12 protein-coding genes and 3 pseudogenes are annotated in these 17,739 nt (G+C 64.9%); 5 read left to right on the top strand and 10 right to left on the bottom strand.

Annotation, left to right across the window (positions count from 1 at the left end; all coding sequences use genetic code 11):
- The first annotated feature begins 91 nt into the window (after positions 1-91).
- Both AB8Z38_RS08665 and gmk read left to right on the top strand, forming a co-directional pair.
- The gene (locus AB8Z38_RS08665; protein WP_369726779.1) at positions 92-979 is read left to right on the top strand and encodes a YicC/YloC family endoribonuclease; all 888 of its coding nucleotides are present in this window, start codon (positions 92-94) and stop codon (positions 977-979) included.
- 3 nt (positions 980-982) lie between these two features.
- The gene (gmk, locus tag AB8Z38_RS08660; RefSeq protein ID WP_369724259.1) at positions 983-1,642 is read left to right on the top strand and encodes a guanylate kinase; all 660 of its coding nucleotides are present in this window, start codon (positions 983-985) and stop codon (positions 1,640-1,642) included.
- Here the strand turns inward: gmk and AB8Z38_RS08655 are convergent.
- From AB8Z38_RS08655 to lptF, 9 genes and pseudogenes are all read right to left on the bottom strand, one after another.
- Complete coding sequence (locus tag AB8Z38_RS08655; RefSeq protein ID WP_369724257.1) at positions 1,575-2,774, bottom strand: hypothetical protein; 1,200 nt, start codon at positions 2,772-2,774, stop codon at positions 1,575-1,577. The two genes, gmk and AB8Z38_RS08655, sit on opposite strands and share 68 nt — an antisense overlap.
- Positions 2,775-3,686: 912 nt before the next feature.
- Entirely contained in the window at positions 3,687-3,866 is a 180-nt protein-coding gene (locus AB8Z38_RS08650; protein WP_369724255.1) for a hypothetical protein, read from the bottom strand.
- Positions 3,867-4,002: 136 nt separating this feature from the next.
- The gene (locus AB8Z38_RS08645) at positions 4,003-5,061 is read right to left on the bottom strand and encodes an alcohol dehydrogenase (protein ID WP_369724253.1); all 1,059 of its coding nucleotides are present in this window, start codon (positions 5,059-5,061) and stop codon (positions 4,003-4,005) included.
- Between the two features lie 24 nt (positions 5,062-5,085).
- On the bottom strand, positions 5,086-5,940 hold the full coding sequence (rsmA, locus tag AB8Z38_RS08640) for a 16S rRNA (adenine(1518)-N(6)/adenine(1519)-N(6))-dimethyltransferase RsmA (protein ID WP_369724251.1): 855 nt from the start codon (positions 5,938-5,940) through the stop codon (positions 5,086-5,088).
- A complete protein-coding gene (pdxA, locus tag AB8Z38_RS08635; protein ID WP_369724249.1) occupies positions 5,940-6,965 on the bottom strand; it encodes a 4-hydroxythreonine-4-phosphate dehydrogenase PdxA in 1,026 nt (341 codons plus the stop codon). Before pdxA ends, rsmA begins: the two co-directional genes overlap by 1 nt.
- Positions 6,965-7,895: pseudogene (locus tag AB8Z38_RS08630) on the bottom strand (peptidylprolyl isomerase). The gene pdxA and the pseudogene AB8Z38_RS08630 overlap by 1 nt, the downstream one beginning before the upstream one ends.
- Positions 7,896-7,964: 69 nt before the next feature.
- Positions 7,965-10,478: an LPS-assembly protein LptD gene (locus tag AB8Z38_RS08625; protein ID WP_369724247.1), complete on the bottom strand. Its 2,514-nt coding sequence runs from the start codon at positions 10,476-10,478 to the stop codon at positions 7,965-7,967.
- Positions 10,478-11,575 (bottom strand): LPS export ABC transporter permease LptG, encoded by a 1,098-nt coding sequence (lptG, locus tag AB8Z38_RS08620; RefSeq protein ID WP_369724245.1) that lies wholly within the window; start codon positions 11,573-11,575, stop codon positions 10,478-10,480. The genes AB8Z38_RS08625 and lptG overlap by 1 nt, the downstream gene beginning before the upstream one ends.
- 4 nt (positions 11,576-11,579) lie before the next feature.
- Positions 11,580-12,740: pseudogene (gene lptF, locus AB8Z38_RS08615) on the bottom strand (LPS export ABC transporter permease LptF); the annotation flags it as partial.
- Positions 12,741-13,081: 341 nt separating this feature from the next.
- Between lptF and AB8Z38_RS08610 the strand changes: the two are divergent.
- The 3 genes and pseudogenes from AB8Z38_RS08610 (at position 13,082) to AB8Z38_RS08600 (ending at position 15,699) form a co-directional block, all read left to right on the top strand.
- A pseudogene (locus tag AB8Z38_RS08610) lies at positions 13,082-14,580 on the top strand (leucyl aminopeptidase).
- A 6-nt stretch (positions 14,581-14,586) separates the two neighbouring features.
- On the top strand, positions 14,587-15,039 hold the full coding sequence (locus AB8Z38_RS08605; RefSeq protein ID WP_369724244.1) for a DNA polymerase III subunit chi: 453 nt from the start codon (positions 14,587-14,589) through the stop codon (positions 15,037-15,039).
- A gap of 165 nt (positions 15,040-15,204) precedes the next feature.
- The gene (locus AB8Z38_RS08600) at positions 15,205-15,699 is read left to right on the top strand and encodes a hypothetical protein (protein WP_369726778.1); all 495 of its coding nucleotides are present in this window, start codon (positions 15,205-15,207) and stop codon (positions 15,697-15,699) included.
- Between the two features lie 168 nt (positions 15,700-15,867).
- Here the strand turns inward: AB8Z38_RS08600 and AB8Z38_RS08595 are convergent, their stop codons facing one another.
- On the bottom strand, positions 15,868-17,730 hold the full coding sequence (locus tag AB8Z38_RS08595) for an ABC-F family ATP-binding cassette domain-containing protein (RefSeq protein WP_369724243.1): 1,863 nt from the start codon (positions 17,728-17,730) through the stop codon (positions 15,868-15,870).
- Positions 17,731-17,739 lie beyond the last annotated feature (9 nt).

Raw genomic sequence — 17,739 nt, 5'->3', positions numbered from 1 at the left:
CTTTGCGGATTACACTTTCCTGCAAAATAGTCTTAAGATTCGCATGCCTTGATGGCCTCGCGAATCTCATATGTCCGGAGAAACTGACCCGATGGCGCTGTCGTCCATGACCGGCTTTGCCCGAAGCCACGGCGCGAGCGGGCCGTACACGTTCGAATGGGAATTGAAGTCGGTCAACGCCAAGGGCTTCGACCTGCGGGTGCGCCTGCCGCAGGGGTTCGACGAGCTCGAGGCCTACGCCAAGAAGCGCGCCGGCGAGCTTTTGTCGCGCGGCACCGTCTACGCCAATCTCACGGTCAAGCGCGCCAATGCCGCAGCCTCCGTCCGGGTCAATGAGGACGTGCTCAACGCCGTGCTGAAGGCCGCTGCCGTGATCGCCGGCAAGGTCGACGCGGTGGCGCCGAGCGTTGACGGCCTGCTTGCCATCAAGGGTGTGATCGAGGTCGCCGAGCCCGAGGGCGACGAGGAGGAGGACAAGGCCGCGCGTGCCGCCGCAGCCGAAGCCTTCGACAAGGCGCTCGCCGAACTGGTCGAGATGCGCAAGCGCGAGGGGAGCTCGCTCGGGCAGATCCTGATCCTGCGGGTTGACGAAGTCGAGGTGCTGGCGAAAAAGGCCGAGGCCGCGCCGGGCCGCAAGCCCGAGGCGATCAAGGCCAGGCTCGCGGAGCAGATCGCTGCGCTGCTCGACACCTCCGACCGTTTCGATTCCGACCGCCTGATGCAGGAGGCGATCCTGATCGCGACGAGGGCCGACATCCGCGAGGAGCTCGACCGTATCGCCTCGCACGTCGCGCAGGCGCGCGAGCTGATCGGCAAGGGCGGCCCGGTCGGCCGCAAGCTCGACTTCCTGGCGCAGGAGTTTCACCGCGAGGTCAACACCTGCTGCTCGAAGTCGAACGACATCGAGCTGACCAATACCGGGCTCGCCATGAAAAACGTGGTCGAGCAGTTTCGCGAGCAGGTCCAGAATCTGGAGTGATCGATGACGACGGGCGGTCACGGAACTGAGGGAGTCGAGCGGCGCGGGCTGATGTTCGTGCTGTCCTCGCCATCGGGAGCGGGCAAAACGACGCTGTCGCGGATGTTGCTCGAGCGAGAGCCCGGCCTGAAGATGTCAGTGTCGGCGACCACGCGTCAGAAGCGGCCGGGAGAGGTCGAGGGGCGCGACTATTTCTTCGTTGGCAAGCCAAGGTTCGAGGCGATGGTGGAGCAGGGGGAACTGCTCGAATGGGCCACCGTGTTTGACAATCTCTACGGGACGCCGCGTGCTCCGGTGGAGGCGGCACTATCGGCCGGGCAGGATGTGCTTTTCGATATCGACTGGCAGGGCACACAGCAGCTGCACCAGAAAGCGAGTGTCGATGTAGTTCGCGTATTCATCCTGCCGCCCTCGGCCGCCGATCTCGAGAAGCGGCTGCATTCGCGCGCGCAGGATTCCGACGAGGTGATCCGCAATCGCATGAGCCGCGCCAGCCACGAGATGAGCCATTGGGCCGAATACGACTACATCGTCATCAACCACGACGTCGATGAGGCCTTCGCCGAGGTGCAGTCCATCCTGAAGGCCGAACGGCTCAAGCGCGAGCGGCGGATTGGCCTCGTCGGTTTTGTGCGATCTCTGCAAGGTCAGCTTCAAGGCTAGGCTGCGTCAGCCGCGGCCCTTCCTTCGCCAGCCGTTCCAGCATCGCCGTGATGATGTCGATGTCGACGGCGTCCTCATCACGTGCATTTTCATCGCGAGCGGTTGGCGCTTCGTCATGGCTGTCGTCGGCAGCCAAGTCAGGCGCTGCGGCCTCGATCTCGAACCCCTCGTCGAATATCTCGCTCTCGGTCTCGTCAGGTTCTGCTTGTGCTGTCTCGGCGTGGACGGAAGGGGCCTGGGCTGCGACCCTGGCGATCGCGTCGGTGAATGCGGCGAGTTGCGGAGCTTGGGGACGCGCGGCATCGAAGTCCACCGGTCGCGGCCGTTCTTCTGCGCGGGCCGCCGGGGCCGGTGCCGCATTGAGCCACGGCGCGCGGCTGTCGTCGTCGTGCTGCGGCTCTGCATGGTCCCAGTTCACACGGCGATCGCCCGCGTGAACGCGGACGCGCCCGCCTGCGAAACGGTAGATGATGCTGGCGAGGAGGCCTGCGAGAGCCAGCGCGCCGCCCACGACCAACAGCAGCATCTGGAGCGAGCCGGTCGGCTTGTCCGCGGGCGCCTCGGCCGCGGCGAGCATCACCGGAGCAGGGGAGATGGCAGGTTTCGCGCTCGGCTGCGCATCCGATGCCACTGGAGCAACCGGCGGCGGCGCGGGCACGGCGGCTGTCGCCGGAGTATCGGGCCAGCGCGAGGTAACGGCGGGAGGCTGCGCATTGCTGTCGGCATCGGTAGTTGCGGCCTGCGGCGCTGCTGCAGGCGCGGGCTGCGCAGTTGGGGCGGTGCTCTGCGGCGCGATGTACTCGGCGTGCGCATCCTGAACCGATGGCGTCGGCGCGGAATCCGGCTGCGGCGCGCTGCTTGCGCTCTGCGTCGTGGTTGCGGCCTTGCCGCCTTCGGCGCGCAGATACCAGCACTGGCGCTTGGTCGAGCGTTCGAGGCGATAGAACCAATGCTGTCCCTGCGGCGCCGTGCCCTTCGGCGCGGCGAGGCAATCGCCGGCCGGATTCGCCGTGCTTGCGGTGCTCGATGCGCTCGGCACGCTCGGCGCGTTCTGCGACACGGCGGCCAATGGCGCGCCGGCAATGATGCTGCCCGCAAGCGCGGATATGAACTTCGCGGATCGGTTGCCCATCCTGGTCTCCCGGTGACGCATGACGCTACTCGTTACCTTCCCTGTCTGATCAAAGACTTGGGTGGCAATGAGCCGCAAATCCGGAGAGGATGTGGCCCAAATCGGGCCTGCGCGGCGGTTGTTCCGTCGCAAAATCAGGCATTTTCAGCACGCCTGGTCATTCCGGGGCGCGCGTAGCGCGAGCCCGGAATCCATTCCTCCGCACGCGTGCGGCCCAATGGATTCTGGGCCCGCGTGCTGCGCACGGATCCCGGAATGACTAAGGAGAGGAGAGCGAATGGACAACTACGTTTAGCTGCGACAGCCCGGTGGGAGGATGCTCCGCCGCCGCTGCGCGAAGATGAACGTCACTCACGCGCGCAGCAGTCCACCAGCGCGCGCCAGATACGCTTGATTTCTACGGTCCGCTGAAGCTCGACAACGTGGTTCGCGCTCGGTTGTGGCGGTGTCGGTTCCGAGCGCATTTCTCGCGGTTCGATCCAGCGCTCGGATATGGGATCGTACCATCTGCTTGGGTTGATCAACTCAATGTCCCTTCGTAGCGTCGTAGGAGACAAACGCGCCGGAGGTCGGGTGTTCCAAAAACCGCGCACCGGAGAGAACCCGCGTTTCCGCGCAGGAACCTAGCGTTTGCAAGGTCCACAGAAGAGCTTCTGAGAACGGCAAGTTGGCGATGGACTGCGGCGAGATCTGCGTTGCACGCTGGCCACGCTTCGAACTCTGTTCACGCCCGGAGAACTACGGGAATGCGAACGAGCTGAAACGCTCTGTTCAGGAGTGAACATAACGCGCGCGCGGATTGGATTAACCTCACGGCCGCCGAGTGCGCCCCCGTGCGATCTGCCCGCCGGACTGCCGGCCTTTACCCACATACGCCGCCGGCCGGCGGTCCGAGGGCATGGCTTGCGGGCGCTAAGCAAGCCGCGCTTCGCGCTCAGCCGACCGCTGGTTGAGCGCCACGTAGCTTCGGTAGGCGTCGATCGCCTTGTTGCCGAGCATCAGCGGGCGGCGCTCACCGGTTTTCAGCTGCGCTTCGATGGCATCGAGAATGACGTTTGCGGACGCATCAGGAGAGCCGAGCTCCCCGGTCATCTCGAGGCAGCTCCAGGCAATGAAGAATGCGCTTTCAACGGTGCAGCGGATCGACATGTGCTGCCAACGCCGTATGGCCCAGGCCGTTCCGCGCGCTCGGTACGAAGCCGCGGTATATCGGGCGCGCTGTTGCGGCTCAGTTCTTCAGCACGATGCGGCCGACCACCTTGCCGGCACGGAGTTCCTCGATCCATCTCTGAACGTCTCCCATCGGCTCTTCGCGCATCGGCGTCGGCTTGATCTTGCCTGCGCGCGCCAGCGCCATCAGTTCGTGGGCCTCCGTGAGTGTGCCGACCATGAAGCCCTCGATGGTCATGCGCTTGTAGACCCATTGCACCATCGGCAGCGTGAACTGACCGCCCATCAGGCCGGAGACCACGATCTTGCCGCCGCGTGCGGCGACCGCGACCGCAAACGCCATCGACTTCTCGTTGCCGGCGGAATCGACGATCTCGTCAAAGCCGCCGTCGGTGTCCTTGAGGATACGCTTGATGACATCGGGCTCGGACGGATCGTAGGCGGCCGCTGCGCCGTTGGTCAGCGCGCTGTCGCGCGCGGCCGGGCTGAGATCCGCGACCGTGATCGGCTGCTTGAACATGGCTTGCGCAAATGACAGACCCATCATGCCGACGCCGCCGAGACCGATCAGCAGGAGGTTGCGCTGGCGCGGGCGGTCGACCAGGCGCTTGAGCGCGCCGTAGGCCGTGACGCCCGAGCACATCAGGGTCGCGGCCTGGTTGATGGGCAGGGGATCGTAGTCCAGCAGATATTTCGCGTCCGGCACCAGCACGTGGCTGGCAAAGCCGCCATCGATGGAGACGCCGAGGAAGCGCTGCTTCGCACAAAGATTCTCGTCGCCATTGGCGCAATCGCGGCACTGGCCGCAACCAATCCACGGAAACACAGCCTTCTTGCTGCCGACAAGGTCGGCCGACACGTCGGGCCCGACCTCGTCGACCACGCCGGCGATCTCGTGGCCGAGCGTGAACGGCAGCGTCATGCCGCGCGTGGTGTCGAGTTTTTTGCCACCGCCGAGATCGGCATAGCCGTCCTGGATATGCAGGTCGGAATGGCAGAGCCCGCAGCGCTCGATGCGGACCAGCACCTCGCGTCCTTGCGGCTTGGGCGTATCGACGATGGTCTCGCACAGCGGCGCATCGAACTTGACCAGGGACTGCCGACGCATCAACGCCATATTCCTTGCTCCGAAATTTGCCTCTTAACTTTCGTTTCGTATATCGGCCAATTCACGCGCCATGGCAACAAAACCTGCAATGGGAATGGTCTCGGCGCGCCGCGTCGCATCGACGCCGGCGGCTGCGGCAAGCCGCGCGGGATCGACGCCGAGCGATTTGAGGCTTTGGCGCAGCATCTTCCGGCGTTGACCGAAGGCGGCGGCGGCGACCTGTTCGAGCATCTTGCGATCGCAGGGAAGCGGGCTTGCGCGCGGCACCAGGCGCACGACGGAGGAAGTGACCTTTGGCGGCGGCACGAAGGCGGACGGCGAAATGTCGAACAGGATCTTCGTCTCGCAACGCCAATTGGCGAGCACGCCGAGACGGCCATAGGCCTCCTCGTCCTCGCGCGCCACGATGCGCTCGCCCACCTCGCGCTGAAACATCAGGACCATCAGCTCGTACCAGGGCGGCCAGGGCTCGCTGGTCAGCCAGCCGATCAGGAGATGGGTCGCGATGTTGTAGGGCAGGTTGGCGACGATTTTTGCTTTCTCGCCCGAGAGCAGAGGCCGAGGATCGAAGTTCGTGGCATCGCCGTGCACGATCTCGAGCCGGCCCGGATAGCGAGCGGAAATATCCTGTAACGCCGGGATCGCGCGCTCGTCATGCTCGATCGCGATGACGCGTCTGGCGCCAAGCGCGAGCAGCGCGCGGGTCAGCCCGCCGGGGCCCGGGCCGATCTCGACGATGGTGGTATCGTCGAGCGGTGCGGCCGCGCGCGCGATGCGGGCGGTGAGATTGAGGTCGAGCAGGAAGTTCTGACCGAGCGATTTGCGGGCCGACAGAGCGTGCTGGCGAATGACCTCGCGAAGCGGCGGGAGGTCGTCGATTGCGCTCATCAGCTTGTTGCAGCCGCCATGCGGCTTGCAAGCCTCAATGCCGCGATCAGGCTCGCTGGATTGGCCTTGCCGGTGCCGGCGATGTCGAACGCGGTGCCGTGATCCGGCGAGGTGCGGATGAAGGGCAGGCCGAGCGTGACATTGACCGCGTTGTCGAAGGCGACCGTCTTGATCGGGATCAGCGCCTGGTCGTGATACATGCAGACCGCGCAGTCATAGGTGTCGCGGGCAGCCTCGTGGAACATGGTGTCGGCGGGCAAGGGGCCTTTCGCGTCGATGCCGTCGTTGCGCAGCGCCTTGAGCGCCGGCGCGATCACCGTCTGCTCCTCATGGCCGAGCGAGCCGTCTTCGCCGGCATGTGGGTTAAGGCCGGAGATCGCGATCCGCGGCCGTGCGATGCCGAAGCGCGATGTCAGCTCGGTCGCGACGATACGCACGGTCGAGATGATCAGCTCGCTGGTGAGCTGGCTCAGCGCCTCGCGCAAGGAAACGTGGATCGTCACCGGCACGACGGCGAGCCGCGGCGACCACAGCATCATCACCGGCTGCGGCACGCGGCCGTCCTGCTGGGCGAGCTCGGCGAGGAATTCGGTGTGGCCGGGATGACGGAAGCCGGCGCGGTAGAGCACGCTCTTGGCGATCGGGTTGGTGACGACGGCGGCGGCGCGCGCCTCGCGCACGTCGGCGACCGCCTGGCGGATCGAGGCGAGGGCTGCCGGTGCGCTCGATGCATCGGGTTTGCGGGCCTCGGCCGTCGCACGCTCGCCGGTCGCAACCACGGGCAGGGCCTCGGTGAAGGCGGCCGCGGCTTCGCTTGCGCTCACGGAAGCAATCCTGACGTCAGCACCGAGCGAGTTGACCAGCGCCTTGGCACGCCGCGCGATCAGCGCCTCGTCCCCGAGCAGATAGAAAGCCGGCAGGTTCAATTCGCGGCGCCGGAGCCAGGCAGCGATGGTAATGTCGGGGCCGATGCCGGCGGGCTCTCCCAGCGTCAGGGCGAGGGGCTTTGCAGGAGCGCTGGCCATCAGCGGTTGCGATATTCGATCATCGCCGCCTTGCGGACCTCTTCGAGATAGGCCTTCTGGGTCTTCTCGTATTTCTCGGAGTACATCTTCTCGCGGATCTCGCGCTTTTTCGGCGTGTCGATCGTGGTCGGCTTGCGCGCGCACACCACGACCATCTCGATGCCCTGCTTGGTCACCTCGGGCGCGGTCAGATGGCCGATCGGCGTGTCGTCGAGCACCTTGCGCAGCGACTCGGGCAGGTCGGCGGTCGTCTTGGTGACGGTCTCGCGGATGGTGGCATTCGGCGTCGAGCGGAACAGCGAATTGGCCTCCTCGCAGCTCGTAACCCGCGTGCGATAGCCCTCCGCCTCCTTCTGCCGCGTCTCCAGAAATGCCGGGGACGATCCGCGCGGCACGATCAGCACGATCGGCTGCATCTTGTATTCGGTGCCCTCGATCTGGAGCTGGTCGTTGCCGCCTTCCCGCACCTTGTCGGCGACGTCCTTCTCGCCGACCAGCAGCTTCTCCTTGAAGCGGCCGCGAACGAGGCTGGTCCAAACCATCTCGGACCTCATGCGGCTCTTCAGGGTTTCGGGGCGGACGCCCTTGACCTCGAGCGACTTGGTGAGCTGATCCGGCGAGATGCGCATGCGCTGCGCCATGCCCTCGTAGGACTGGTTGATGTCGGAGACGCCGGGATCGACGCCGTATTTCTTGCCTTCCTTGATCTTCACCTTGTCGTCGATCAGCTCGTTGATGACGTCCTGCCGGCTCGGTCTTCTGCGTCGTCAGCTGGTCGAGCTTCGAGCGCTGCTCGATATCGAAATCGGTGATGGGATCGCCGTTGACCATCACCACGATGTTCTGCGCCCGTGCCAGCGCGCCGGCCAGGATCAGCGCCGCGCCAAGGACGAGCAGGAGGAAGCGGAAGACAGGCAAGGGGGTCGTCATGGTTGTCGCTCGTATGTCAGCCGCGGTGAACCTGGAGATCGGGAACACGCCGCCGTCACTTCAAACCGTTCACTGCAAGCCGCCCGCGGAACTGCTGGTGGTCGACGTGGTCGCCAGCGTGCGCAGGCCGATCTGGAACATGAACGCGTGGCTCAGCACGGGCGGCGTCGTGCCCGCGGAGTAGCTATACGAAGTTACATAGTTCGCCGCCAGCACGAAGCAATCGTCGACGTAGCCGGCGCCGAGCACATATTGGTTGATCTTGTTGGCCTCGAGGTCCCAGCGCGCCGAGCCCGACACCACCCAGTTGGTCGCGACCTTGATCGAGCCGGTGGTCAGGATGCCCTCGCGGCGGGTCAGATAGCCGAGCTCCGGCTGCGGCGCGTAATTGCCGTACATCATGCTGATCGACCAGCGATTGAAATTGGCGCGGCCTTCCGCCTCGAAGCGCTGGATATTCCAGGTCTGCTCGTCCATGCGCGAGCGGACGCTGAACGTATAGGTGCTGTTCGGCGAGTAGGCGACGCTCGCCACGTAATCGGACCGCGGCTTCTGGAGGCCGGAATCGACGCCGGTATTGATGGTGTCTTGAACCGCGAAGGAGTTCATGCCGAACAGCTGGTAGGACTGCCCGAACAGCGTCTTGACGGCGCCACCCCGGTCGAACTGCGTCGTGGCCTGCACGCCGACATTGGCGCGGCCGCCGCCCTCGACGCGGTCGTAACCGGAGAACTTGTCGACGCTGAACAGGTTCGAGGTGTCGAACACCATGCTCTGCGCATCCTCGTTCGGAAGCTTGCCGGCATAGGTCTCGTTCGGCCGGATGATGATCTGCGCGATCGGCTCGACGGTGGTCGAGCCCCAGGGCTGAACGTTGATGAAGGGATAGCGGTATTCGAGGCCGACGGTCGGCATCAGGCGGAATGCCTGAGTGTCGCCGACCGGCAGGTAGTTCGACACGCCCGGCTGGTTGGACACGTCGGAGTTGATCGCGTCGGCGCGGAGAATCGCGAACGGCGTCCAGATCTCGCCGAACGGATCGGTGTAGGACTTGCGCCACTGCGCTTCCGCCGTCAGGCGGGTGTAGGTGCCGGGGAAGCCGCGCAGGAGACATCCGTTGGGCATGCTGCGCGCACCGGGGTCGGCCGATGCAATCGCGCAGAGGCCTGAGGTGTTGGAGGTCGTCGTGATCGGGTCAAACACCGCGTCGTTGCGGGTCAGGTTGACGAAGTTGGTCTTGTACGAGAACTCGCCGCCGAACACCGGATAGTTAAGCACGTTCGAATAGTCGATCACGGGGTAGACGACCGGGACCTGCTGCTGGTTGCCCGAGAAGCTCAGGAAGTACATCGTGCGCGCGTCGAAAAAGCTGCGATTGCCGACGCCGGTCAGATAAAGCTGCGAAAGCGCCTCGGTAGGCAGGTTGAGGAACGATCCGAGCGGATCCTTATACGCCGCGAGCCGGTAGTCGGAGAAGAAGTAGTAGTCCGACATCAGGACGCCGTCCCAGCCCCAGACCCACTTGTCGTTCAGCGCGAACTGACCCTTGGTGTCGAGGGCGCCGCGGAACTGGCGGTCGCCGGGCTGCCCGGCAAAGGCGCCGGGATCGAGTTGGTCGATGCCATAGGCGCGTATCTGATAGGCGCCGTCGATCAGACGCTGCCGGAATTCGCCCTGCAGCAGCACGCCCTGCCGCGACATGAATCGTGGGGTGAAGGTCGCGTCCATGTCGGGCGCGATAGCCCAATAATACGGGACCTCAGCGCCAAAACCGGTGTTCGTCGTGCCGGGAAAGTAACCGGGCATCAGGAAGCCGGACTTGCGCTTCACGGTCGGATCGGGCGTCGAGAAATACGGCATGTAGGCGAGCGGCACGCCGTAGAACTCGAGCTGCGCCGTTTCGAAATACAGCATCTTCTCCTGCTGGTCGTGGATGATGCGGGCACCCTTGACCTGCCAGAGCGGAGGCTTCTTCGGATCGTCCCGACACGGTGCGCAAGCCGTGTAGACGCCGTTCTCGAACACCGTGTAGTTGCCGCTGGAGCGATCGGCGCGGGTCGCAGCCATGCGGGTCTGGTCGGCGGTGTCCACCCGCAGCGAATCGACGAAACCGTCGCGGTAGTCGTCGGAGAGATCCATGATCTCGGCATAGGTGATCTTGCCGTCGGCATCCGTCATGCGGATGTTGCCTTCGGCATGGAGCCGCTTGGTCTTCTGATCGTAGATGACCCTGTCGGCCTCGACGCTGGTGCCGTTGTAGAACAGCTGCACGTTGCCGACCGCGGAGACACGCGAATTGTTGTAGTCGTAATCGACCTCGGTCGCCTGCACGAGCATCTGGTTGTCGTTGGGCGCCTTCGGAGGGGTTGGACGTGGCGGCCGCGGATTATAGGTGAAGCTCTGGGCGGCGGCCGGCGTCACCGCGGCAAGATCAATCATGCCGGCAAGCGATGCGACAGCGGCGAGCGCAAGCAGGGCCTTACGCGCAGACAAACCAAAACGCGCGGACAAGCCAAACCCGTTCGCGCGCACGAGGGTGCGCAACGCCAAGCCAGGCACGAGTCCTCGGCGGACGGTGGTCACTAGCCGTCCTCCTGATACAGCAAGGCCAAAAAGCCGGTGAGGCCGCCCACCACCACGGGCAACCACGCCGCAGCGATCGGATGCATCAACTCAGCCTTGCTCAAGTCTTCAGTCACTTTCGACAAAACGTAGAGCAGAAAGCCTGCGCCCACGCCACTCAAAACCATCTTCTGTACGCCGCCCATCCGGAAGAAGCGCAACGACACCGAGGCCGCGAGCATCACCATTGCGGCGAGCAAAAACGGCTGTGCCAGAAGCTTCTGATACTGGAGTCGATATCCGGCTGTCGCGAAGCCCGAGCTCTCGGAGGAGCGGATGTAGCTCGGTAGTTGCCAAAAGGACACAGTTTCGGGTGTGGAAAAGCTGTTGCGGACCTGTGCCTCGGTCAGCGTCGTTGGAATCTCCAGGCTGGCCTGGTCGATCGGCGGCGAGTCCAGCGTGAAACGGCGGACGCCCTTGAACAGCCAGCGGCCGGACTCGAGCGTCGCCTCGCGCGCCTCGACCCGCTCCTTGAAGTGCTGCTCTGTGTCAAACCGGAACAGGGTCAGTCCCGTGAGCCGCACGCCTTGCTGTTCGCTGCGCGCAGCATTGATGATGGTCTGGCCGTCATCGGTGACCTGATTGAGCCAGAAGCCCGACGCGTCCTGGATGCCGCCGCCGGGCGCCGAGCCGAACAGCTCCGCTTCCATGCGCTTGGAGAGCTCGCGGAGGTTGGCCGAGATCGGATTGTAGACCACGGTGGCGATCACGCCGATGATGAGCGCGCTGCCGAGCGCGGGCGAGATGAACTGCCAGGCCGAAATGCCGGCGGCGCGCGCAACCACGAGCTCGAGCCGGCGCGAGAGGGCGAGATAGCACGTCATGGCGCCGATCAGCATGCAGAACGGCGTCAGCTTCTCCAGCAGCTGCGGCACCCGGAACAGCGAGGTCTCCGCCACCATCACCGCGGAGGCGGAGGCAAGGCCCGAAGTCTTGCGCACCATCTCGATATAGTCGACCAGCACCAGCAGCAGGAAGATGCTCACGAAGACGCCGAGCGCGGCGACCACGAAGCGACCCGCGAAATAGCGTCCGAGCGTGTTGGTAAGCATGCTCATGCGGCGGCCGGCCGTCGAACAGCCGCGCGATGCGCGCGTTCGATCTGTTGATCGCCTCCATGATGCCGGCGGGCGGCTCGACCACGATGCCCCCGACGATCAACCACATGCCGGCGCCGATCGCGGTCGCCAGCATCGCATATTGAACGACTGCTGCGAGCGGCGACTTCACGGCCATCACCGAGCAGGCGAATCCGGCCATGCGCAGGCCGAACACCGCGAGCACCGAGCCGCCGATCGAGAAGTTGCGGCTCTGGCGCGTGGTGCGCGGCGCGCCGAGGAAGGCGAAGGTCAGCGCCGCAAACGCAAACGGATAGAGCGGCGCCATCAGGCGGTCATGCAGCTCAGACCAGAACTGGCCGGGGACGGCCTTGTAGACCGGGTCGTCCTCGGACGGCGAGAACAGCTCCCAGAGATAGCGTTCGCGGATGCCGAGAGTGACGTCGTGACCCTGGTTGGAGAACTTCGACATGTCGAAGCCGTAGCGGCCGAACGCCACCAGCGCCGGGTCGCGCTTGCCCACCTCGAACCGCTGGAGATTGCCGTCTTTGAGAACCAGGAATGATCCCTTGTCGTTCTTCACGACCTCGCCGTGCTCGGCGACGATCGAGACACGCTCGTTCGGATCGCGGCGGTCGTCGATGAAGATGCCGGCAAGGATGCCGCCGGGCTGGCGCTCGCGGATCCGGATCGTGAGGTTCTTGTCGAGCTGGGCGAAGCGGCCGGGCTGCAGGATGTTGGTGAGCACATCGGCGGTGATCTCGGCGTCCCATTGCTTGATCCGCCGCATGCCGTCGGGGGCGAGATAGGCCGAGATGAAAGCGACCAGCAGCGCCACCACGCAGGTGGCGTAGAAGAACGGATAGAACAGCCGGAACGGCGAGAAGCCGGCGGCATTCATCACGATGATCTCGGAATCGGTCGCGAGCTTGTTCAGCGTGTGCGAGATCGCGATCATCAGCGCGATCGGCGAGATGATCAGGACCAGCGCCGGGATGACGAGGCTGGTGATGCCGAGGAAGGTCAGGATGGTCTGACCCTGGCTCGTCATCAGGTCGATGCCGCGCAACGCCTGCGTAATCCAGATCACGCCGGTGAGGCTGACCAGGACGAGCGCAAACGACGCCAGCGTCGTGCGGAAGATATACCTATCGATTGACCCCATGCGCTACCGCACGAATCCCCACCAAGCCCCGATGCCGTCCCCGGAATTTCCGGCTGTCCGACCCATCCCGCAAGGGAGCCCCAGGGTCGTTGCAGCCATCTCGTCCGCTCGTTCAGTTTCTCAGTACCATCCCTTTGATCCGTCAACAAAATGGCTGAGCAATGGCGCCGTCAATATATGGTTAATATTTCCCCTGTTGTGGCGTAGCTGCCACGGGCGGTGCTTGGCATCGGCCCTGCCTGTGGCCCATAGTGTGGAAAGTCCAGTGAATCGCCGTTCAGATCCGAGCCTTGGTCGGGATCGCCGATCGGCAAAAGCCCCATGTTCTTGAGGAGTTACCCATGTCCGATGCCATCAAGGTCGGCTTCGTCCCGTTGGCTTCCGCCGCCCGTGGCATTCTGGTCGTGTTCTGTGACGAGGGTCTGAAGCTTGGGCCGGCGACGGCCAAGGCGCTGGGCGGCGCTGGCGATCTCGTGAAGCGGGCCGCCACCGCCGCCTCATTCAAAGGAAAAACGGCGCGGCCCTGGACATCCTCGCCCCCGAGGGTCTGAAGGCAGACCGCCTGATCGTGATCGGCACCGGGAAGGCGTCAGCCCTGAAGGCGAACGATTTCCTCAAATTCGGCGGCATGGCGGCGAGCAAGCTCAAGGCGGGTTCCGCGGCCATGACGATCATGGCGGAACTGCCTGACGGCGCCATGACGAGCGAGCAGGCGGTTGCGGTCGCCGCGGGCCTGCGGCTGCGCACCTACAAGTTCGACCGCTACAAGACCAGGAAGAAGGACGGCGAGGAGGGGGTCTTGCGCGCCGACATCTCGCTCGCGGTCGGCGATGCGGCTTCGGCCAAGAAGGCCTTTGCCGCAGCCGGCGCGGTCGTCGATGGGGTTATCATCGCGCGCGACCTCGTCAACGAGCCGCCGAACGTGCTCTACCCCGAGGAGTTCGCTCGGCGCGCCAGCCAGCTCCGCAAGCTCGGCGTCAAGATCGAGGTGCTTGATGTCAAGGCGATGCAGAAGCTCGGCATGGGCGCGCTGCTCGGCGTCGGCCAGGGCTCGGCGCGCCCGAGTCGCACCGTGATCATGCGCTGGGATGGCGGCAGGAAGGGCGAGGCGCCGGTCGCCTTCGTCGGCAAGGGCGTCTGTTTCGACACCGGCGGCATTTCGATCAAGCCGGCCGGCAGCATGGAGGACATGAAGGGCGACATGGGCGGCGCGGCCTGCGTCGTCGGCCTGATGCATGCGCTCGCGGCGCGCAAAGCCAAGGTCAACGTGGTCGGCGCCATCGGCATTGTCGAGAACATGCCCGACGGCAACGCGCAGCGGCCGGGCGACATCGTCACTTCGATGTCGGGCCAGACCATCGAGATCATCAACACCGACGCGGAAGGCCGGCTCGTGCTGGCCGACGTGCTCTGGTACGTGGCCAAGAAGACGAAGCCGAAATTCATGGTCGATTTGGCGACGCTGACCGGCGCGATCATGGTCGCGCTCGGCACCGAGCACGCCGGCATGTTCTCCAACAATGACGAGCTTGCCGAGCGGCTTCTCAAGGCCGGTGCCGAAAGCGGCGAGAAGGTGTGGCGCATGCCGCTCGGCCCCGAATACGACAAGCTGATCGATTCCCAGTTCGCGGACATGAAGAACACCGGCGGCCGCCATGGCGGCTCGATCACCGCGGCGCAGTTCCTCCAGCGCTTCGTCGACGGCACGCCCTGGGCCCATCTCGACATCGCCGGCACCGCCATGGGTGCGCCGAAGACCGACATCAACCAGAGCTGGGGATCCGGCTATGGGGTCCGCCTGCTTAATCGATTGGTCGCGGATCATTACGAGCGCAAATGACCTGAGATGACCGAAGTTCTATTCTACCATCTGCAAAACATGACGGTTGAGAACGTCTTGCCGTCGCTTTTGGAGAAATCGCTGGAGCGCGGCTGGCGCGTCGTGGTGCAATCGACCTCGCCGGAACGCGCCGATGCGCTGGACGCACATCTGTGGACTTATCGCGACGATTCCTTCCTGCCGCACGCGACATGGCGCGTGAACGACGCCGTCGACCAGCCAATCGTGCTGGCGATCGAGGAAAACAATCCGAACGGTGCCAATGTTCGCTTCCTGATCGACAACGCCGGACTGCCTCAGGATTGCCAGGGATATGAGCGCATGGTGCTGCTGTTCGACGGCGACGATCCGGACGCGCTCGCCTTCGCCCGCAGCACCTGGACGGATTGCAAGACGCGCGGATTTGAGGTCACCTATTGGCAGGCCGACGAGCGGGGGCGGTGGCAGCGGCGGAATTAGCGCTCGCTGCAATTAATGATAATTTGTACTTTCGGCCGGACACTGGTTTCGGCCACCTTCGTGCCGCAAAGTGATGTTGGGACAATCGCTTAGGACTGGTCCTTCAGGCGGGGAATTTAGCTTATCGTGCGACACCACAAGCTTCCAAAGTCGCTCATCGTTGCGTTGGCCGCTGTCGCGCCCCTGATCGCGGGCTGCTCCGGCGGGACCGATCTGCTGTCGAAGGACGCCGAATGGTTCAACAAGCCGAGCCGCCTGTTCATCAGGAACATCTCGATCGAGTCGCCGCCGCTGACCCCCGACAAGCCGGTCGGGGCTGAGGATCTCGTCAGCGCCGACGGCGCCTGTCCCGGTATGGCGCCGCCCCCGGGGCCCGCGGATGCCAATGCGTCGACGACAGCGCCGGCAGCCATGGGCGGCACGGTCGCGCTCGGCCACACCGAATGCGACGTGGTCAGCGGCATCGGTGCGCCCTCGAGCGTCAACCTCTCCAACGACGCCGCCGGCCGGCGCGTTGCGGTGGTCACCTGGAACACGGGTCCGCGCGCGGGCATCTACACGTTCACGGCAGGGCGTCTGTCCTCGATCGAAGGCACGCCGGAGGCGCCGGTTGTTCCGAAGCCGGCCAAGCCGAAAGCGAAGAAGAAAGCGGCGACGTAGAGCCGCGCGTCAAGCCGGCTTTCGGTTCGGGTGACGACACCTGGAATCTCCCTCGAAATGAATCTCCCTCGAAATGCGTTTTCCGCGGCAAATTCCGAGGCCGAGTTTAAGACCAAGCGCGCGGGAATCGCACGGGCAATTTGGTTCCGCCCGCTTGCCCGCCCGAGCCTATCCCGCCGCCTCGTCAAACTGTGTGCTCGCCTCGAGCCATCGCTCTTCGGCGCGCGCCAGTGCATCCGCCGCATTCGCGCGCGCCTTTGAGAGTTGCGCCGCCTGCTTGGGATCGCGCGTAAAAATATCGGGCAGTGCGAGCGCAGTGTCGATCTTGGCGATGATCTCGCTGACGCGGGCGATCTCGGATTCGGCGTCCGCGATGCGCTTCTTCAGCGGGCCGCGATTGTCCGATCTCGGACGCTGCGGCTTGTCGACTGTGGCGCTGCGCTCGCGCGGGGCGGGCTCGCCGTTGCGCGAGGACAGCACGAAGCGGCGATACTCGTCGAGGTCGCCGTCGTAATTGGTCACGGTACGGTCGGCGACGATCCAGAGCTGATCGGCGCAGGCCTCGATCAGATAGCGGTCGTGTGAGACCATGATGATCGCGCCCGGAAACTCGTTGATCGCCTCGGCAAGTGCTGCGCGGCTGTCGATGTCGAGATGGTTGGTCGGCTCGTCCAGGATGATCATGTTGGGGCCGAAGAAGGTCGCAAGCCCGAGCAGCAGCCGTGCCTTCTCGCCACCGGACAGTTTCGCAACCTTGGTGTCAGCCGCCTTGCCGGAAAAGCCGATCGCGCCTGCGCGGGCCCGTACCTTGGCTTCGGGCGCATCGCCCATCAGCTTGCGGACGTGATCATAGGTCGAGGCGTCCTCGTTCAGCTCGTCGAGCTGATGCTGCGCGAAATAGGCGATCGACAGCTTGTCCGCGCGCGTCACCTTGCCCGAGAACGGCGCAAGCCGGCCGGCAAGCAGCTTCACCAAGGTCGACTTGCCGTTGCCGTTGGCGCCGAGAAGCGCGATCCGGTCGTCATTGTCGATCCGCAGCGTCACGCGGTTGAGCACCGGCGTCGCCGGATCGTAGCCGACCGAAACGTTGTCCACGGCGATGATCGGCGGCGACAGCAGCTTCTCGGGCGCCGGGAAGCTGATCTCGCGCACGTCCTCGGTCACCAGCGCATTGATCGGCTTCAGCCGCTCCAGCATCTTGACACGAGATTGCGCCTGGCGCGCCTTCGACGCCTTGGCCTTGAAGCGGTCGACGAAGGCCTGCAGGCGCGCGCGCTCGGCCTGCTGGCGCTTGACCTGCTTGGCGTCGAGCAGCTCGCGCGCGGCGCGCTGCTCTTCGAACGAGGAGTAGGTGCCTTTGTAAAGGGTGAGCTTGCCGCGCTCGAGATGCAGGATCTGGTCGACGGAGCTGTCGAGCAGGTCGCGGTCGTGGCTGATCACGATCACCGTGCGCGGATAGTGCGCGAGGTGATCCTCCAGCCACAGCGTGCCTTCGAGGTCGAGATAGTTGGTGGGCTCATCGAGCAGCAACAGGTCGGGCGCTGCGAACAGCGTCGCGGCCAACGCGACACGCATGCGCCAGCCGCCCGAGAATTCGGCGCAGGGACGTGCCTGGTCGGCCGCGGAAAAGCCGAGGCCGCTGAGAATTGCCGCGGCACGGCTCGGCGCCGAATGCGCCTCGATGTCAACGAGCCGAGTCTGGATTTCCGCAATCCGGTGCGGGTCGGTGGCGCTTTCGGCCTCGGAGAGCAGGGCGTCGCGTTCGAGGTCCGCCTTGAGCACGACCGAGATCAGGCTTTCGGGGCCGTTCGGCGCTTCCTGCGCGAGGCTGCCGACCCGCCAGCGTGGCGGCAGTGTCACCGTGCCGTGTTCGGCCGCGAGCTCACCGCGGATCACCTTGAACAGCGTCGACTTGCCGGTGCCGTTGCGCCCGACCATGCCGACGCGCGAGCCGGGCGTGATCTGCACGGAGCTCTGATCGATGAGTAGGCGTCCGGCGAGGCGGATGGAGAGGTCGGTGATGGAGAGCATGCGGCCTTG

The sequence above is a fragment of the Bradyrhizobium sp. LLZ17 genome, from assembly GCF_041200145.1.
Lineage (GTDB): Bacteria > Pseudomonadota > Alphaproteobacteria > Rhizobiales > Xanthobacteraceae > Bradyrhizobium.
The sequence above is the reverse complement of the archived record's forward strand: the minus strand, read 5'-3'. Positions and strand labels throughout refer to the sequence as shown.